At 44.5% G+C, this 15,746-nt stretch carries 18 protein-coding genes and 1 tRNA gene; 7 read left to right on the plus strand and 12 right to left on the minus strand.

The window, feature by feature from the left end; all coding sequences use genetic code 11:
• The first annotated feature begins 4 nt into the window (after window positions 1-4).
• The 4 genes from ABIX36_RS21665 (at window position 5) to ABIX36_RS21680 (ending at window position 6,027) form a co-directional block, all read left to right on the plus strand.
• Window positions 5-1,123 carry a SusE domain-containing protein gene (locus tag ABIX36_RS21665; protein ID WP_348084259.1) on the plus strand — a complete coding sequence of 373 codons (1,119 nt, stop codon included), beginning with the start codon at window positions 5-7 and terminating at the stop codon, window positions 1,121-1,123.
• Window positions 1,124-1,201: 78 nt separating this feature from the next.
• Window positions 1,202-2,413, plus strand: coding sequence for a glycoside hydrolase family 76 protein (locus ABIX36_RS21670; protein ID WP_348084260.1), 1,212 nt, complete (start codon window positions 1,202-1,204; stop codon window positions 2,411-2,413).
• A gap of 46 nt (window positions 2,414-2,459) precedes the next feature.
• Window positions 2,460-4,823: a GH92 family glycosyl hydrolase gene (locus ABIX36_RS21675; protein WP_348084261.1), complete on the plus strand. Its 2,364-nt coding sequence runs from the start codon at window positions 2,460-2,462 to the stop codon at window positions 4,821-4,823.
• Window positions 4,824-4,842: 19 nt separating this feature from the next.
• On the plus strand, window positions 4,843-6,027 hold the full coding sequence (locus ABIX36_RS21680; RefSeq protein WP_348084262.1) for a glycoside hydrolase family 76 protein: 1,185 nt from the start codon (window positions 4,843-4,845) through the stop codon (window positions 6,025-6,027).
• A gap of 178 nt (window positions 6,028-6,205) precedes the next feature.
• On the opposite strand, the gene ABIX36_RS21685 is transcribed toward ABIX36_RS21680, so the two are convergent.
• The 7 genes from ABIX36_RS21685 to ABIX36_RS21715 all read right to left on the minus strand — a co-directional run bounded on the left by ABIX36_RS21685 (window position 6,206) and on the right by ABIX36_RS21715 (window position 10,735).
• Window positions 6,206-6,475 carry a hypothetical protein gene (locus ABIX36_RS21685; protein ID WP_348084263.1) on the minus strand — a complete coding sequence of 90 codons (270 nt, stop codon included), beginning with the start codon at window positions 6,473-6,475 and terminating at the stop codon, window positions 6,206-6,208.
• Window positions 6,476-6,981: 506 nt separating this feature from the next.
• Window positions 6,982-7,066 (minus strand) — tRNA-Ser (locus ABIX36_RS21690).
• Window positions 7,067-7,153: 87 nt separating this feature from the next.
• Window positions 7,154-8,155 (minus strand): YihY/virulence factor BrkB family protein, encoded by a 1,002-nt coding sequence (locus ABIX36_RS21695; protein ID WP_348084264.1) that lies wholly within the window; start codon window positions 8,153-8,155, stop codon window positions 7,154-7,156.
• Window positions 8,156-8,163: 8 nt separating this feature from the next.
• A complete protein-coding gene (locus ABIX36_RS21700; protein ID WP_128536464.1) occupies window positions 8,164-8,571 on the minus strand; it encodes a thioesterase family protein in 408 nt (135 codons plus the stop codon).
• A complete protein-coding gene (gene mltG / locus ABIX36_RS21705; RefSeq protein WP_348084265.1) occupies window positions 8,571-9,626 on the minus strand; it encodes an endolytic transglycosylase MltG in 1,056 nt (351 codons plus the stop codon). Before mltG ends, ABIX36_RS21700 begins: the two co-directional genes overlap by 1 nt.
• A 25-nt stretch (window positions 9,627-9,651) precedes the next feature.
• Window positions 9,652-9,957 (minus strand): rhodanese-like domain-containing protein, encoded by a 306-nt coding sequence (locus ABIX36_RS21710; RefSeq protein ID WP_348084266.1) that lies wholly within the window; start codon window positions 9,955-9,957, stop codon window positions 9,652-9,654.
• Window positions 9,944-10,735 carry a PASTA domain-containing protein gene (locus ABIX36_RS21715; RefSeq protein ID WP_348084267.1) on the minus strand — a complete coding sequence of 264 codons (792 nt, stop codon included), beginning with the start codon at window positions 10,733-10,735 and terminating at the stop codon, window positions 9,944-9,946. The genes ABIX36_RS21710 and ABIX36_RS21715 overlap by 14 nt, the downstream gene beginning before the upstream one ends.
• Before the next feature lie 255 nt (window positions 10,736-10,990).
• Between ABIX36_RS21715 and ABIX36_RS21720 the strand changes: the two genes are divergently transcribed.
• Window positions 10,991-11,977 (plus strand): D-alanine--D-alanine ligase, encoded by a 987-nt coding sequence (locus ABIX36_RS21720; RefSeq protein ID WP_348084268.1) that lies wholly within the window; start codon window positions 10,991-10,993, stop codon window positions 11,975-11,977.
• Window positions 11,978-11,993: 16 nt separating this feature from the next.
• Here ABIX36_RS21720 and ABIX36_RS21725 read toward each other — a convergent pair whose 3' ends face one another.
• A complete protein-coding gene (locus ABIX36_RS21725) occupies window positions 11,994-12,446 on the minus strand; it encodes an Lrp/AsnC family transcriptional regulator (protein WP_348084269.1) in 453 nt (150 codons plus the stop codon).
• Between the two features lie 97 nt (window positions 12,447-12,543).
• Between ABIX36_RS21725 and ABIX36_RS21730 the strand changes: the two genes are divergently transcribed.
• Complete coding sequence (locus ABIX36_RS21730; RefSeq protein WP_348084270.1) at window positions 12,544-13,479, plus strand: hypothetical protein; 936 nt, start codon at window positions 12,544-12,546, stop codon at window positions 13,477-13,479.
• Between the two features lie 185 nt (window positions 13,480-13,664).
• Window positions 13,665-13,973, plus strand: coding sequence for a hypothetical protein (locus ABIX36_RS21735; protein WP_348084271.1), 309 nt, complete (start codon window positions 13,665-13,667; stop codon window positions 13,971-13,973).
• A 75-nt stretch (window positions 13,974-14,048) separates the two neighbouring features.
• Here the strand turns inward: ABIX36_RS21735 and ABIX36_RS21740 are convergent, their stop codons facing one another.
• From ABIX36_RS21740 to ABIX36_RS21755, 4 genes are all read right to left on the minus strand, one after another.
• Window positions 14,049-14,459, minus strand: a complete 411-nt coding sequence (locus ABIX36_RS21740; RefSeq protein ID WP_348084272.1) for an acyl-CoA thioesterase — start codon at window positions 14,457-14,459, stop codon at window positions 14,049-14,051.
• Between the two features lie 49 nt (window positions 14,460-14,508).
• The gene (locus ABIX36_RS21745; protein WP_348084273.1) at window positions 14,509-14,919 is read right to left on the minus strand and encodes a putative toxin-antitoxin system toxin component, PIN family; all 411 of its coding nucleotides are present in this window, start codon (window positions 14,917-14,919) and stop codon (window positions 14,509-14,511) included.
• A complete protein-coding gene (locus tag ABIX36_RS21750; RefSeq protein ID WP_348084274.1) occupies window positions 14,919-15,062 on the minus strand; it encodes a hypothetical protein in 144 nt (47 codons plus the stop codon). Before ABIX36_RS21750 ends, ABIX36_RS21745 begins: the two co-directional genes overlap by 1 nt.
• A gap of 195 nt (window positions 15,063-15,257) precedes the next feature.
• On the minus strand, window positions 15,258-15,713 hold the full coding sequence (locus tag ABIX36_RS21755; RefSeq protein ID WP_348084275.1) for a hypothetical protein: 456 nt from the start codon (window positions 15,711-15,713) through the stop codon (window positions 15,258-15,260).
• Window positions 15,714-15,746 lie beyond the last annotated feature (33 nt).

Raw genomic sequence — 15,746 nt, forward strand, 5'->3', positions numbered from 1 at the left:
AGCAATGAGAAAATTTATCCAATCGGGCGGTGTGCTGTTAGTGGCCATGCTCGTAATTGCCTCCTGTAAAAAGGAAGTAAAACCATTAAACCTGAATTTAACTGCTGTAGGTAGCCTCAGCCTGCCGGCAAACAACACAGCGGTAGCACTTGCCCCGGCAACACCGGCATCGGTTGAGTTTAAATGGGACGCAGCACAAGCTGCCGATGGCGATTATGTATTGTACCAGATAGCCTTTGATAAAGAAGGCGGCGACTTTAGTAAGCCGGTTTATAAAACCGTATCGAATGGTGGCGGTGTAGAAACTAAAATTACCCTTACGCACAAGGATCTGAACAAAATAGCCAACATGGGCGGGATTGCTGCATCATCAACCGGTAAGTTAAAATGGACCGTCCTGGCATCAAAAGGTACAAATGTTGTTGCATCATCAGAATCGAGAACCCTCCAATTGAGCAGGCCTGCCGGTTTTGCCGAGATTCCGGTAGATATGTACATCACCGGTTCGGCTACCGAGGGTGGTACTGATATTACCAAAGCCGTTAAACTTAAAAAGAATGAAGAGGGGGTGTTTGAAATTTACACTTCGCTAAAAGCCGGGAACTATTTTTTAACTGATAAGCCGAGCGATGCAGGTAAAAAATACTATATAGATGGCGGCTTAATAAAAGAGGGTAGTACGCCGGTAACCGTTAGCGCCGATAAAAAATACAAGCTTACGTTTGATTTTAATGTGGCAACCACTTCCAGTGTAGAAATTCAGTCGGTTGGTTTGTGGATGTCGGCATACGGATCAGAGATAGGGCAGCTTAACTACGTTGGCAACAGCACCTGGCAAATTGCAAATTTGCCCATAGAGTTTTACCAGTTTTCGTGGGGGCGCGATGAGCGTTACAAGTTTGTGGTGCATACCTCTGCAGGTGTCCAGTACATGGGCAGCTCGAGGGGAGATAACGGTCCTCCGGCGGGCCAGGCGGCTTCTTACTTTTTCCTGCTGCCGGTTACAAACGACCAATGGGCCAATACCTATAAATTCGATCCTTCGGCAGATCGCCACAACGTAAAAGTGGATGTGAACTTTAAAACCGATGGTGCCTATACACATACAGTAACTACCTTATAAATAAGAGGAGACGTTCCTTATTAATTGGTCACCTGCAATGGTTTAAAATATTGCAGGTGATCTTTAAAAGCTCATATTATGAAAAACTACTTATACGGATGCATGGCGGTTGTACTTTTATTGGCAGTATCGTGTGGCAAAACACCGGTTACACCTGTTACTCCTCCGATACCACCGCCCGTAACGCCACCCGGTGGCGGCGGCGAGCCAACGGTATCAACTTACCTTACCAAGGCTAAGGAAACGCATGGCTTTATCGTAAGCAACCTTATGACATCGTACAGGAGTTATAAAGTAAACACCACCACCGATCCTAACAGCGCTTTTGAATGGTATAATGCCAGCCAGATCTACGCCGATGCGGCTATGGTTGCCGCGGGCGACGCTACTTACCTTGCCGATATGAACCTCACCTTTAAATGGATGGAGAACATGTGGGATAAAGCGGACTCCAACGGGGGATACTTTGCGTTTGCCAGGTTGGACGGCAGCGGCTCATCGGGCACCAAGTATGCAGATGATAATGGGCTTACCGGTATGGTTTACCTGGATGCTTATGAAGTAACCACGGGTGCCGATAAGGTTGCTTACCTGGATAAGGCAAAACAATGCGCCAACTGGCTCATCAAAAGCGGCCTGTTCGATAATACGTACGGCGGTGGTTTTTGGTGGAACACCGAACGGAAGGTTAAACCCACCCAAACCAATGGCGTGGCTTTGCAGTTGTTCTCCAAATTGTATCTCATTACCGGGGATGCAACTTATAAAGACTGGGCAATATCTGTCAACGCCTGGCTCAACAGCAAAATGTACGATAGTGCAAGCGGTTTATACGTTTGGCAGTTTGAAGAAACAGGTATTCGTAACAACACCATTTTTACTTATGATAACGCCATAATGGTGGAAGCGTTCTTATTATTCGCGCAGGCTACAAACGATAACAGTTATGTATCCCGGGCGCAGGCGGTTGGCAACGCCATGAACCGCGTATTATGGGACGCCCCGCACAACGTTTATATATTTAACACCAACGACAGGAGAATAACCCCCTGCTGGTGCGGTTGGGCAACACAAGCTATGATCAAATTATACCAAACAGATAATAACGCCACCTGGCTAAATTATGCAAAAGGTAATTTGGATGCGATAAATACCGTACTTCGTAACCCCACAAATAACGGATACTTTCAGTTTGCCGGTTTGGATGGGGCGGGCAAGTACAGTAATTACGAAGGTGTAGACCAGGCCTGGATGCAGCGCCTGCAGGTAATGCTTTCCAAATATAAATAAGAATAAGAGCTGCCCGTTGGCGGCACACTATATATACAGTTTTATTATGAAAATATCCTTCAGATCGGGCTTTGCGTTAATAGCTGTTTCGCTGGCATCCTGCGGTGTGCAGCGCGAAAGCGTTCTAAAGTATGTAGACCCCAATATTGGTACAGCGCACAGCCGTTGGTTTTTTTATACGCCTGCCGCGGTCCCCTATGGAATGGCTAAGCTTGCCCCTTCAACCAACGGGCACTATGGTAACCCAAGCGGCTGGGAGGCCGTGGGTTACGATACCCGCCAAAACTCAATAGAGGGCTTCGTGCATTTTCACGAATGGCAGGTAGGTGGCGTAAGCTATATGCCGACGAATGGTGAATTAAAGGTGAAGCCCGGCGATCTGGATGGCCCGGCTTTTGGATACCGCTCTAAATTCGACAGAAAAAACGAGGTGGCCGAGCCCGGTTATTACAAAGTACTGCTGGATGATTACGGTATCACTGCCGAATTAACCGCCACAAAGCGGGTGGGTTTTCAGCGTTATACGTTCCCAAAGAATGGGCAATCGCACATCATACTGGATATTGGCAACAAACAGGGCGAAAGCAGCGATGTTACCGATGCCGGCATCAAAATGATTGACGATACCCATTTTGAGGGCTTTGTATTCACCTATCCAAAGTATGTGAAGATCTACGATCCCGAGGGTAAAGTTGCGATGTTCTTTTATGGCGAACTCAGCAAAAAGCCATTAAACGTTACCGCTTTCAATAAGGATAGCATCAACCCTAACAAAGCTGAAGGCAAAGGCGTTGGCGCAGGTTTGGCCCTGAACTATGAAACCACCGAAAGCGAAACGATAGAGGTAAAAACCGGCCTTTCGTACACATCGGTAGCAAATGCTAAGGCAAACTTTATGGCTGAAGCAACCGGTTTGTCTTTCGATAAGGCAAAAGCAAACGCGCAACAAACCTGGCAGCAGCAACTGGGCAAAATAGTTGTTGAAGGAACAAACGTACCTGATAAGACAAAATTTTACACCGGCTTATTTCATGCTTTGTTAGGCAGGGGTATAGCCAGCGATGTTAACGGCGATTATCCAAAACATGGCGGCGCCACAGGCCGGTTACCGGAGCAAAGCGGCGATTTAAAAGCTGAATTTATTAACACCGACGCCATATGGGGCGGTTACTGGAACATCACGCAACTGTGGGCGCTAAGCTATCCTAAATGGTATGGCAGCTTTGTAAACACGCAATTACAGTTGTATAAGGACCGCGGCTGGTTTGGCGATGGCATTGCCAACAGCGAGTACATCTCCGGCGTTGGGACAAACTTTGTCGGGCTTGCTATTGTAGGGGCCTATAATTCCGGCATCCGCAACTACGATGTTACCCTGGCTTATGATGCAGTTAAGGCCAACGATCTCAACTATAAAAACCGTATTGTGGGTGCAGGTAAGCTGGATACCAAGGCATTTTTAGCCCATGGCTATGTGCCGCACCTGGAGCAAACCGGGCGCGATTTCGTGACCGATTCTAAAGGCTCCAACTTCTCGGGTTCACACACGCTCGAATATAGCTTTAGCGCGTTTGCGACCGCGCAAATGGCAAAATCGATGGGTAAAACAGCCGATTATCAGCAGCTAATTAAGTATTCAAATGGTTGGCGACAATTATTGAACCCTAAAAATAAGCTGATGCAACCCAAGCGGCTCAACGGAAGCTTTGTAGACAAGTTTGACCCATATCAGCCATGGCGGGGCTTCCAGGAAGGGAACGCGGTACAGTACACGTTTTACGTGCCTCAAAACCCAGCCGGCCTCGTAGATGCCATCGGCAAGGATAATTTTAATAAACGGTTAGATAGCATCTTCACCGTGTCGGAGAAATTGGCCTTTGGTGGTGGTAAAACCATCGATGCATTTGCGGGTATCAATTCAATTTATAACCATGGTAATCAGCCTAATCTCCACATCAGCTGGCTGTTCAATTTCTCGGGCAAACCCTGGCTAACCCAAAAATGGACGAGGCTGATAGGACAGGAGTTTTATGGTATAGAACCTATCCACGGTTATGGCTACGGGCAGGATGAAGACCAGGGGCAACTGGGATCGTGGTATGTAATGAATGCCCTGGGTTTATTTGATGTTAAAGGACTAACCGATGCCAGGCCGATAATTGAGTTGGGCAGCCCGCTTTTTGATAAAGCCACTATAACCTTAGGCAACGGCAAAACACTGTCTGTCGAAACAAAAAATAATTCTGCGCAGAATGTGTACGTCCAAACAGCTGAGTTTAACGGCAAACCATTAAACAATTGCTGGCTCTACCGCGATGAATTGATGCAAGGCGGCAAGCTGGTTTTTATGATGGGTAGCCAGCCAAATACCAACTGGGGCATTGCGGTGCCTCCGCCATCAGAACAGTAATTATTAACTATTAATAAGTATGAAAAACACTTTCCGCCCGGCAGTTATATTTTCTTTTGTACTGCTCCTTAATTTTACAGATGCTGCAGCGCAAAAGAAGGTTTCGGCAGTATACTTGTCCAGAGCTCAAACAATGTATGCCAGCATTTGGAAAAACTATCGCGTGCCCGTCTATACGGGCTTGTTTTCCGAAAATTTTCCATCCAATAAAAAAGATAGCCTGAATTATTTCCAGGGAGCCGCTGTTACAGAAAAACCGGTTAGCTTTTTATGGCCATTCTCGGGCATGTTTTCAGCAACCAATGCCTTAATGCGCGTGCCAATGCTAAAAAGTAAATATAAACTATACCAGGATAGTTTAGTGACGGGTGTAGAACAGTACCGCGATAACATCCGCCAGCCAGCAGGATACCAGGCTTTCCCGGTTAGCATGGAAAAGGCCGACAGATATTATGACGACAACGGGCTGGTAGGTATTGATTATATGGAATCGTACTTTAATACCAAAAAGTCCATCTACCTCCGGCGCGCTAAAGAAGTATTTAAATTTATCCAGAGCGGCTGGAACGATGATTTGGGAGGCGGTGTAACCTGGCTCGAAGGGCATAACGATCAAAAACCCGCCTGTACCAACGGCATGGCAACCCTTACCGCGCTAAAGATCTACCAGGGATGTAAAGAGACTTATTATTTAAATGAAGGCAAAAGGTTTTATAGCTGGATGTACAATACCCTGCGCGATTCTACCGGGGTAATTGCGAATGACATTAAACCCGGTAATAAGTTAAACCGCACGTTCTGGAGTTATAATACCGGGTCGTTACTGGAAGCTGCTGTTATCCTGTATAAAGAAACAGGAGATAAAAAATACCTTACCGAGGCGCAACAGATGGCGCGGGACAGTTATAGGTATTTCAGCAATGTGCCTCATGATAGTGCGTTAACCTTACACATCGATCTTCCATGGTTTATGACGGTGTTATTTAGGGGGTATGAGGCGCTGTACCATGTTGACGGTAATTATAAATACATAGCTGCAGTTGAGCACGACCTTAACTATGCCTGGAAAAACTCGAGAGATAAATACGGTTACACCACCCACAGCTGGCTGCCAAAATCTGACGAATTAAAAAAGCCAAAATGGCTGTTAGATGAAGCCTGTATTGCAGAACTATATGCCCGTTTAAGCTCTTTAACAAAATAGAATAGTAGTGTTTAGTTGATAATTGGTTATGAGCTGCCGGAGATGAGAACCGGCGGCTTTTTTTATTGAACGTAAATGCTTGTAACTAACGCCATGATACGTTCAGAACGATTTCGGCTTGGCCGGCGAAAAAAAGCGGTACGACAAACCGTATCTAAAGCGTCTCATGGCATCATAATTAAGATAAGTTTTCCTGATAGATATCTTCAAATGGTTTGTTTTTTTGTTTTTGATACATGCCCGAAAACCTGCTGTTAACGGGTTTAAGCAGTTGAAGGCATAACCGTTTATCATCGTCTGACATATCGTGTAACATCATATTTGCTACCTTAAGTACCCGGTCCTTTGCCTTCATCAGTGTTTGTTCTCCCTTGGCAGTAACCTTCAATCTTTTTACTCTTTTGTCCTGTTCATCGTCAAATTCGGTGACCAGGCCTTTTTTCTTCATTCGAATAAGCATATTGGTGCCGCTGGAGAGTTCAATAATATTATTGTAAATAGCCTCTGATTTTATAGGGTTCCCTCATTGTGAATAGTGGCCAGAATGCCAAATTCTTCAATTTGACTCAAATCCGTGCCTTCCAGTGCTTTGTTTGAATAAGCCATATGAAACTTGCCAATCCTCCTAATCAGTATGATCAATTTACCATTAATATCCGGTATAAGTTTCCCGTCCTCTGCTTCCTGTTTATCTACCTTAATGTTTTGCGCAAGGCTATAACGGAAAAAATCTTCAATTGAATTAATATAACGTCTTTTTTCAAAGCAAAAGACGCTCCGAATAGGTCACCGGAATTTTGAATGTTTTGATATTTTTAAAGGAGCCGAAAACCAAAAACCCCTTAATTAGCGAAATTAAGGGGTTTTTAGTTTTGAAAGCGTTAGGTTCGAATTCTTTCGCATTATATAAAAAAACCCTGTAAGTGTTTGATTTACAGGGTTTTATATTATCAGCGGAGAGCTAGGGATTCGAACCCCAGGACCTGTTACAGTCAACAGTTTTCAAGACTGCCGCAATCGACCACTCTGCCAGCTCTCCAGGGACAAAAGTACAAATCCAGGGCGAATTGCCAAACCCGATGTTAACTTTTTTTTAATTACTTGTAAACTCCTGTACGCCATTGGGTTATTTGTGGGGCGTGTTGGTTTTCGCCTGCGAAACAGCTGTTTTTGGCGCTCTGAAGCTGTTATACCGCGGCTTAACAATGCGTATATTCCGCTTGGAAAGGTCTACACTGGCATTTAATTCGAAACCAATGAGCAGGATGAGCGAGTTTAGGTACAGGTAGATCATCACGACGATAAGCGTACCAATTGAACCATAAACCTTATTGTATGATGAGAAATTGTTGGTGTAATAGGTAAAGCCTACAGAGGTTAATATTGCCAGCGAGGTGGCTAAAATAGAGCCGGGGTTGATAAACTTCCACTTGCGTTTGTTGGAGGGGCCGTAACGGTACAAAATACAAATGCTAACGAAAAATATCACCAGTATAATTATCCAGCGTGACAACGCGATAAGGTAAAACCAATAGTGCGAATTGCTGTAAAACTTATCTTGTATAAAGCCGATAACTGCCTGCCCGGCTATCATAATTACAATAGCTATAAGCAGCGCAATACTTATAACTACAGTAAGTAAAAGCGCTATCGCCCGCCTTTTAAGCCAGGTGCGCGTCTCTAATATCAATGATGATTTGTTAAAAGCCTGCATCAGGTTACTAACACCGTTTGTGGCAAAGTACAGCGCAGTTATAAAACCAATGGAAAGCAATTTTCCGTTTTGGTTCTTAATGATGTCTTCTATGGTGGTTTTAAATGCTTCGTAAGCGTTGGTTGGCATTATCTCCGCAAAAACACTAAGCAGGTCTCGCTGGAAATCGGTTACCGGTATATAAGCTATCAGCGTAAATAAAAAGATGATGGCCGGGAAAAGCGCCAGCATAAAATTATAGGCTAATGCAGCCGCGCGGTTGGTAAGCGACGTTTTTTGAATTTCTTCTATAAAAAAAACAATCACGGTATACAACGGCAGGGGCCTGAACCCAGGGATGTAAACTGATTTTGCCCAGTCGGTTACGTAGTGATAAAACTTAAAATGGCTTAAAAAGCGGTGTATCCATTTCATGGATAAAATTACTCAAAAAAAGGCTTTAATTTATCAATAAATTCCTGCGGCGGCAGGCAGGGGCGGTTTGTTTTCATGTTGATGAAGGCCAGCAAGGTCTCGCCTATATGTATCAGTTCCTGTTTTTCGTTAAAAAGCTCGTACTTAAAATGAATCTTCACACCCGGCATTTTCGCCATAGATACGTTAATGGTGATCTCTTCGTCGTACCGGGCGGGTTTCAGGTATTTGCAATTCAACTCCAGTACGGGCATCATAATGCCCGATGCTTCCATGCCGCTGTAGGTTAACCCCAGGCTGCGGAGCATCTCTACCCGGCCCACTTCAAAAAACTCGGCATAGTTGCCATAATACATGTAACCCATCTGGTCGGTTTCGCCGTAGCGTACCCGTAGTTTGGTAGCGTACTGAAACATTACCGGTATATGTGCCTTTGGTTTAACGCTTCCTGAAATTTATGCGCGTTTATCAGATGCTGTGCCTCGTTGTTGGCAAAGTTGTGGTAGCCCGAAAAATCTTCCTTTGCACACATATACAGGTAATCGTTATGCTGGTAATCCAGCACCGAATTGATGGCGTTGATGGATGGCATCATGATAGGGCCGGGGGGCAAGCCTGCATACATGTAAGTATTGTACGGCGAATCCTTCATCAGATCCTTCCTTAATACACGTTTGATGGTGAAATCGCCCACGGCGAATATGACGGTAGGGTCGGTTTCCAGTTTCATGCCTTTTTTAAGGCGGTTAAGGTACAAACCGGCCACGGCTGGCATATCATCATCATGCAGTGCCTCGGCATCTACAACGGCAGCTAAGATAGATACCTGCTGTTGTGTAAGGTTTATGGCGGCAGCCTTCGCTTTGCGCTCCGGGGTCCAAAATTTTTGGTAATTGGCGTACATCCGGTCAAAGAATTTCTCCGGCGTGGTGTTCCAGTAAAACTCGTATGAATTTGGCAGGAACATGGTGTAAACGTTCTCGGTTGTAAAACCATACTTTTCTACAAAGGCGGCAGAATCCAACAGGCGCAGCATCGACACCGAATCTGTTTCCAGTTTTTTGGCTACAAAGCCCGCAAACTGCTGCTTTAGCCTGATGTTGTGGATAGCCAGTTTCACAGGTTCCTGGTTGCCCGATTTTAGCATATTGATCAACGAACGGTTGCTCATGCCCGATTTTAGACGGTATTTACCCGGCTTTACCCGTGTAACGTAGTTCATGTTCTGAGCGGCCCACATAAAAGTGGTCGTATCTTTAACAATGCCCTTATCTGTTATGGTCTTATAAACATCGTTGAAATTGGAACCGGTGCGGATGTACAAGTATTCTTGTTTATCGCTTACGTTGGGGCCAAAGTAACGCAGATAATAAAATACGCCCGTGCCGGCAAGCGATATGATGATAATGAGCACCAGTGCGATAATGAATTTTTTTAATACCCCGCCCGAAGGCTTTTTTTGTTCTGACATAGAAGATTATGTTGGGAGATGTGTTTTATTTGTTGTTTAATTTTTGCAAAGCTATTAATCCGCCTTTTAAATTCAGCACATTTTGATAGCCTAAAGAGTTCAAAATACCCTGCGCGTTATCGCTGCGGATACCCGCGCTACAGATAACGATTATCTCATCCGTTTTGTTGTAATTAACCAGGTTGATATTGGCAGCGAGTTTGGATACAGGTATGTTTACCCCACCGATATTAAAGGTGGAAAATTCGATCTTTTCCCTAACATCCAGCAGGTTTAATAGTTCGCCATTGTTTAAACGCTGCTGCAGGGTAGCAGCATCAATTTGGCTCATTGGTTTTTTGCCCTTGTGAAACGGTAAGGTTTATGCGCGTACCGATGCTGGTTTGGCTCAGCGAATCTGATCGCATGGGCGATTGGCTCACTACAACGACGTTGGTGGAATCTGTAATACTACCCTCATAGGTAATGGTACCAATAGTTAAACCAGCTCCCCTGATGGAGAATTTGGCCGCGTCGAGATCGAGATTGATGAGTTCGGGGATATCCACTTCGCTGGCACCTTCACCGTTGCCCAATACGAGGTCTAAACGGGAGCCTTTTGGTAGTTTGGTGCCGGGCTTTATTACCTGGCCGTTAAATTTAACTTCCAGTACACGGTCACGGGCTATATCGCTGCGGTAAATGGTGTCGCCCACTTTCAGTCCGTAGTTAGATAGCATGGCCACGGCTTCGCGGTAAATGCTTTGCTCGGTAATCAGATCGGGCAGGGCAACAGGTGGCGCCTGCTGGGTAACCATGGTAAGGTATATGGTACGGCCTTCTTTTACGTTGGTGCCGGCATCAGGGTCCTGCTCTACAATAGTGCCGGGAGTTTGGTCGGGTACGTAAACAGAGTCTATCTTGTAGTTAAACCCCTGTTCTTTAAGTGCTGCCATGGCTTTATCCACATCGAGCCCTTTTAGCTGGGGTACCGGGATGCCGCTGCCGTGGCGGGTATAGTAACCGAGGCTGAAGAAGGCTATTAGTACGATACCGATGACGGTGGATATGACCAATAAAACAGTGTTTCTGAATTGCCTTGATTTTAAATAAGACCCGAATTTACTCATACCTGGTGATGCGATATTAAACCCAAACATAGGGAATAATTTCGGATTTCGGATTTTCGATTTTTCGCGTTGCTCTATGTAATGGCTGCTCAAGAGGGCTACGCCGTTTCGGATTTTCCAGAGGGCAGAATTTGAATTTTGATATAACTTTCTGTGGAATATCTATTTTGAATTAGCTTAATTTTTAAATAACCTTTACTTTAGGGGCTTGGAGATAAATCCGAAATCGAACATCCGACATCCGAACTCAGAATCATGAAACCTATCAACGTAGCCCTTTTGGCCGGGGGATTTTCCGGCGAATACGCAGTGTCGCTCAACAGCGCAAAAAATATAGCCGCAAACCTTGGCACTATCGATAAATACAAGGTGTACACCATCCTCATCAACCGCGATAGCTGGGTTTACGAGAACAATGGGGAAACTGTATCCGTAGATAAGAATGACTTTAGCATCACCCTGAATGGCGAAAAGATAAAATTTGATTTTGCGTTCATCACCGTACACGGCACACCCGGCGAAGATGGCAAGCTGCAAGGTTATTTTGATATGATGGGCATCCCGTATAACACCTGCGACGCAACCACATCCGCCATTACCATGAACAAGGCCTACACCAAGGCCATTGTGAACGGGATCCATGGCTTGCACACCGCAAAATCGATGCAGCTGCATCAGCGCGATATGCACGATACGGCTACTATTGCCTCCACGCTTAAATTCCCGCTGTTTATAAAACCAAACAACGGCGGCAGCAGTGTGGGCATGAGCAAGGTGCACAACGTTGGCGGCTTGCAGGATGCTATCGACAAAGCCTTCCACGAAGACAGCCAGATATTGATTGAAGAGTTTATTAAGGGGCGTGAGTTTAGTATAGGTATCGCACGCCTTAAAGGCAAAATAACGGTGCTTCCCGCTACCGAACTGATCACCAGCAAAGAGTTTTTTGATTATGAGGCCAAGTACAGCCCCGGTTTTACCGAAGAAATTACCCCGGCCGACCTCCCCGCCGAAAAAGTGCGCGAAATAGCCGAAATAGTAACCCAGGTATACATACGCCTAAACTGCCGCGGCATGGTTAGGGTTGATTTTATCCTGCTGGAAGGCTCGCAGGATTTTTATTTTATAGAGATCAACACCACTCCGGGGCAATCATCTGCCAGCTTAATACCGCAGCAGGTGCGGGCGGCAGGTAGGAGCGTGCCAGAGTTTTACAGCGAACTGATAGAAGGGGCGATGTAAAGCATTAAGCGGGGCATTAAAAAATGCCCCGCTTATTAAATGTTGCCGATAGGATGATAGAAGTGTTGGTTTCGCCGAATTGCTGCAGCTGGCCAATGATGGTTTCTAACCGCTTGGTGCTGTAGGTAGCCACCTTCATAATAATGCAATGGTTGCCGGTAATGCTGTAACACTCCAGTATATCGGGGATCTCTTCAATCTTTTTAATAACACCCGCATGGGTAAGGCTCGATTTTAGGGTGATGAAAGCGTTAACCGCCAAACCAACTTTATCGGGGTCCAACTCGGTGGTGTAGCCGGTGATAATTCCCTCATCTTCCATTTTTTTGATGCGCTCGCTTACTGCCGGTCCGCTCAGTCCTACGCGTTTGCTAATTTCGCTTACGGGCAGGCGAGCATCGGTTTCCAACTCGTGCAGTATTTTTGCGTTTGTTTCGCCTATTGCTTTGTTTAATAAATTTTTATCCATGCAATGCTTTAAAAGTATGGTAAAATAAATAATTATACTTAATAAATCAAATACGGATATCTGTGGGGGTAGGTAAATTTGGATAAAATTTATCTCTATGAAGATCTACCTCATTCTTGTATGCTGCTTTTTCGGGCAACTGGCAGCTTTCGGGCAAAGTGCCCCAAAAATATTCCAGCCGGGGGTTATCAGCAAAGGCGATTATGAATCGCACCCGGCCTTTTCGCCCACCGGCGATACGCTTTATTTTATTAAATGCAGTTACGATTTAAATGTCTCCGCTATCTGCGTTTCTTATCTGCGCAATAAGCGCTGGAGCGCACCGAAAATTGTTTCCTTTTCGGGCAAGTATATGGATGCCGACCCGTTTGTGGCTAAGGATGGCAAAACGCTCTATTTTATGAGTAACCGGCCCGATGAAGATGGCGCGGTGCCAAAAAACGACACCGATATTTGGATGGTGAAGCTGGGCGTAAACGATTGGGGTAAGCCACAGCGGTTACCCGCGCCGGTAAACAGCGAGGGGGATGAATATTACCCGGGCATTGCCGATAATGGAACCATCTATTTTGGCTCTACCCGTAGTGGCGGGCTTGGAGGCTGCGATATTTACCGATGCCGTTTTGTGAACGGGAAATACCAGCCTGCCGAAAACCTTGGCGAAGGGATAAATACCATTGGCAATGATTACGAAGCCTTTATTGCCCCCGATGAAAGTTACCTTATTTACAATTCTACCCCCGGCAGCTTTTTTCGGGGACTGGATTTTTATATCAGCTACAATAAAAACGATATTTGGACCAAAGCAGTGAAACTGCCGGTGCCGATAAGCAGCGACGGCATTGACTGGGCGCCTAAGGTTACGCGGGATAAAAAACTGTTCTATTTTTCGAGCACCAGGAACACCCGTACCGCTACTGCCGCAAAAGCCGAAAACTTGCTGCAATTTAACAAGCGTTTGCAGGGTACAGGCAACAGCCTGGCGGATATTTATACGGTGGATTTGCGTTTGCTGGATATCAAAACAGAATAGTTGTTGGCACGCGCTGATTATAAACCTCCTGCGCGGTAACAATGCGACTATTTTTAACGTATTTGTTGTTCATTTTTGTGTTGTTAAGTTATTGGTATAAATATTGTTTGGATAAACTGCTTCTTTTAAATAGCTCATTTGTAACTATTTGAAGCGCCCGAGCGTCCTATTTACCGTAACTACCTATGAAAGCCATGAACAGTGTTAAGAGCAACGCCCGTAAATTGAATAACGCCCTCACCATGCGCGTTATAGACCTGCACGACAAAGGTTACACCCATGATTTTCTGCCTATGCAGAACCAGCATTTCCTATGCCTGCAGGATGAGGTTGATTTTTCTGCCGAGGACCTTAATATAAAAGTGGTGGACCACGCATTTGACCAGCTTACCAAAACCTATAAGTACATCCACATCGTCGAAACCATTAACGGCTCCAAAGGCTTACTGGTAAGTGATATGAATTGCTGCGGCGATGCTATACTGGCGAATTAAACTTTGGATGTGCTGATAGTTTTATTGGCTTTCAATTTCATCTGCATATCTGCACATTTGAAATCTGCAAATCTACTAAATCCCGTAATGTTCTATCACATCTTCCGGCACTTTGGTGCCGCGGCCGGTTGCCATATCAATCATCACGTAATCAAAGTAGCCATCGCAGCATACCTTTTTAGTGGCTTTGTTGGTGATGGTGAAGGCCACGCGGCAGCCTTTATCATTGATGCTTTCGATGCCGGTGCGCACTAAAAAGTAATCGCCCATTACCAGTGCGCGTTTATAGTCCATATACACGGCGCGTACCACCCAGCCAAAGCCTCGTTCCATAAATTTCTCCATGGCCATGCCGTAGCATGTTTCCATCTGTTCGTAACGGGCAGCCAGCACGTAGTCAAAATACTTGCTGTTATGCACATGCTGAAACATGTCTATATCATCCGGGCGTACGCGGTGCTCGGTTTCGAAGGTAGAGTAGGGCATTCTTTTAAGTAAAAAGTTAAAAGTAGAAAGTCAAAAGTAAGAAGATTGTTTACTTGCCTAAAACGATTGTCTTAAACTCATTTAACGTAACGATATTGAATTTGGGAAAGTCAATGGTTTTTAAGGGATTAAAATGTTTATCATTAGTTACAAGGTAATCAGCGTTTCCTGCTATTGTTAGGTCAACAAATTTATTATCATCGGCATCCATTTCAACAAGATTCCATTTGAAATAAGGCTCCTGAAAAATAACGTTGGATGCTACGCTTAAAATAGATAAAACCAAATTAGAAGTGGCTTCAGAATATCGGTTTGTTAGTTGCTCATCGTATTCGGCCATTACTTCATTACTTATAAGCCATTCGAACATCCCTTTTTTGAAGGCGGTGTATAACCAATAATGAGCACTTTGTGGTGGAATGGATGCCAGCAAGCAATTTGTATCAATAACAACAATCATTAACGGTCGCCATTTAGCATATCATCAAAATCTTTTTGAGTATATCCTTTTTCATTGACTACTTTAGTAATTTCCTCATTTAGTAAGTCAGAGTAGTGGTCTACCATTACTTTTTTTAAAGCAAGTGCTTCATCTTCAGACATGGGCCTGTTAAATAACCTTAGAAGGCTTATTTGAACAGGATTAAGCTCTATATGCGTATTTTGAGTTGTTGCCATGACTTTATTGTAGCTAAACAAATTTAACGAATTTAGTTTAAATAAAAAGAATGCTATTGTTTTCGCGCAAAGCCGCAAAGATTTTAAACAGGCGCATTGGTAAATATAGGGGATATGTATTTATCGCCTGTTCAATATATGTTGAATGATAGGTGAAATAAATGGCAAATGCAGGCGTAGTATCCGCCTGAGAAAAAAAGATATACGAGGGTGGCGGGCTTTAAATGGCTCACGGTGATTGATGACTGATATATGCCTGCCTTTTGCTTTTAATTCTTCTATCCATCTATTTCTATCTTGATCGTAGATTTCGTTCCATTCATCAAGCGGTAACGCTGTTACCTTTGTTTCCGGGTTGTAATAAATCCAGCAGTTACATTCGTTAGAAAGTTTTTTTAGTTGATCAATATCAGACTGGATTATTCGCCTGCTGTGCGCTTGGTCGCCTTTTAGTACAGCTTCCCATAAAATGTGAGATTTTATGTCGGCCATATTTTTTATATAAAAGTTACCTGCAGATATATTGTCCATACAATCCGAAAGTTTTTTTTCAGCTGTGGTAAAATCATCGTGCACATCGTAAATATAATGTTTTTGATACAACACTAT

Source organism: Mucilaginibacter sp., from assembly GCF_039925265.1.
Lineage (GTDB): Bacteria > Bacteroidota > Bacteroidia > Sphingobacteriales > Sphingobacteriaceae > Mucilaginibacter.

What these genes read in the sequence shown, in the direction of transcription:
- ABIX36_RS21665 (WP_348084259.1), top strand. Translation starts at nt 5, where the DNA reads ATGAGAAAATTTATCCAATCGGGCGGTGTGCTGTTAGTGGCCATGCTC.
- ABIX36_RS21700 (WP_128536464.1), bottom strand. Translation starts at nt 8,571, where the DNA reads ATGTTTCAGTACGCTACCAAACTACGGGTACGCTACGGCGAAACCGAC.
- ABIX36_RS21695 (WP_348084264.1), bottom strand. Translation starts at nt 8,155, where the DNA reads ATGAAATGGATACACCGCTTTTTAAGCCATTTTAAGTTTTATCACTAC.
- ABIX36_RS21725 (WP_348084269.1), bottom strand. Translation starts at nt 12,446, where the DNA reads ATGGATAAAAATTTATTAAACAAAGCAATAGGCGAAACAAACGCAAAA.
- ABIX36_RS21745 (WP_348084273.1), bottom strand. Translation starts at nt 14,919, where the DNA reads ATGATTGTTGTTATTGATACAAATTGCTTGCTGGCATCCATTCCACCA.
- ABIX36_RS21720 (WP_348084268.1), top strand. Translation starts at nt 10,991, where the DNA reads ATGAAACCTATCAACGTAGCCCTTTTGGCCGGGGGATTTTCCGGCGAA.
- ABIX36_RS21735 (WP_348084271.1), top strand. Translation starts at nt 13,665, where the DNA reads ATGAAAGCCATGAACAGTGTTAAGAGCAACGCCCGTAAATTGAATAAC.
- ABIX36_RS21685 (WP_348084263.1), bottom strand. Translation starts at nt 6,475, where the DNA reads ATGAAGAAAAAAGGCCTGGTCACCGAATTTGACGATGAACAGGACAAA.
- ABIX36_RS21710 (WP_348084266.1), bottom strand. Translation starts at nt 9,957, where the DNA reads ATGAGCCAAATTGATGCTGCTACCCTGCAGCAGCGTTTAAACAATGGC.
- mltG (WP_348084265.1), bottom strand. Translation starts at nt 9,626, where the DNA reads ATGTCAGAACAAAAAAAGCCTTCGGGCGGGGTATTAAAAAAATTCATT.
- ABIX36_RS21750 (WP_348084274.1), bottom strand. Translation starts at nt 15,062, where the DNA reads ATGTCTGAAGATGAAGCACTTGCTTTAAAAAAAGTAATGGTAGACCAC.
- ABIX36_RS21730 (WP_348084270.1), top strand. Translation starts at nt 12,544, where the DNA reads ATGAAGATCTACCTCATTCTTGTATGCTGCTTTTTCGGGCAACTGGCA.
- ABIX36_RS21680 (WP_348084262.1), top strand. Translation starts at nt 4,843, where the DNA reads ATGAAAAACACTTTCCGCCCGGCAGTTATATTTTCTTTTGTACTGCTC.
- ABIX36_RS21715 (WP_348084267.1), bottom strand. Translation starts at nt 10,735, where the DNA reads ATGAGTAAATTCGGGTCTTATTTAAAATCAAGGCAATTCAGAAACACT.
- ABIX36_RS21740 (WP_348084272.1), bottom strand. Translation starts at nt 14,459, where the DNA reads ATGCCCTACTCTACCTTCGAAACCGAGCACCGCGTACGCCCGGATGAT.
- ABIX36_RS21670 (WP_348084260.1), top strand. Translation starts at nt 1,202, where the DNA reads ATGAAAAACTACTTATACGGATGCATGGCGGTTGTACTTTTATTGGCA.
- ABIX36_RS21675 (WP_348084261.1), top strand. Translation starts at nt 2,460, where the DNA reads ATGAAAATATCCTTCAGATCGGGCTTTGCGTTAATAGCTGTTTCGCTG.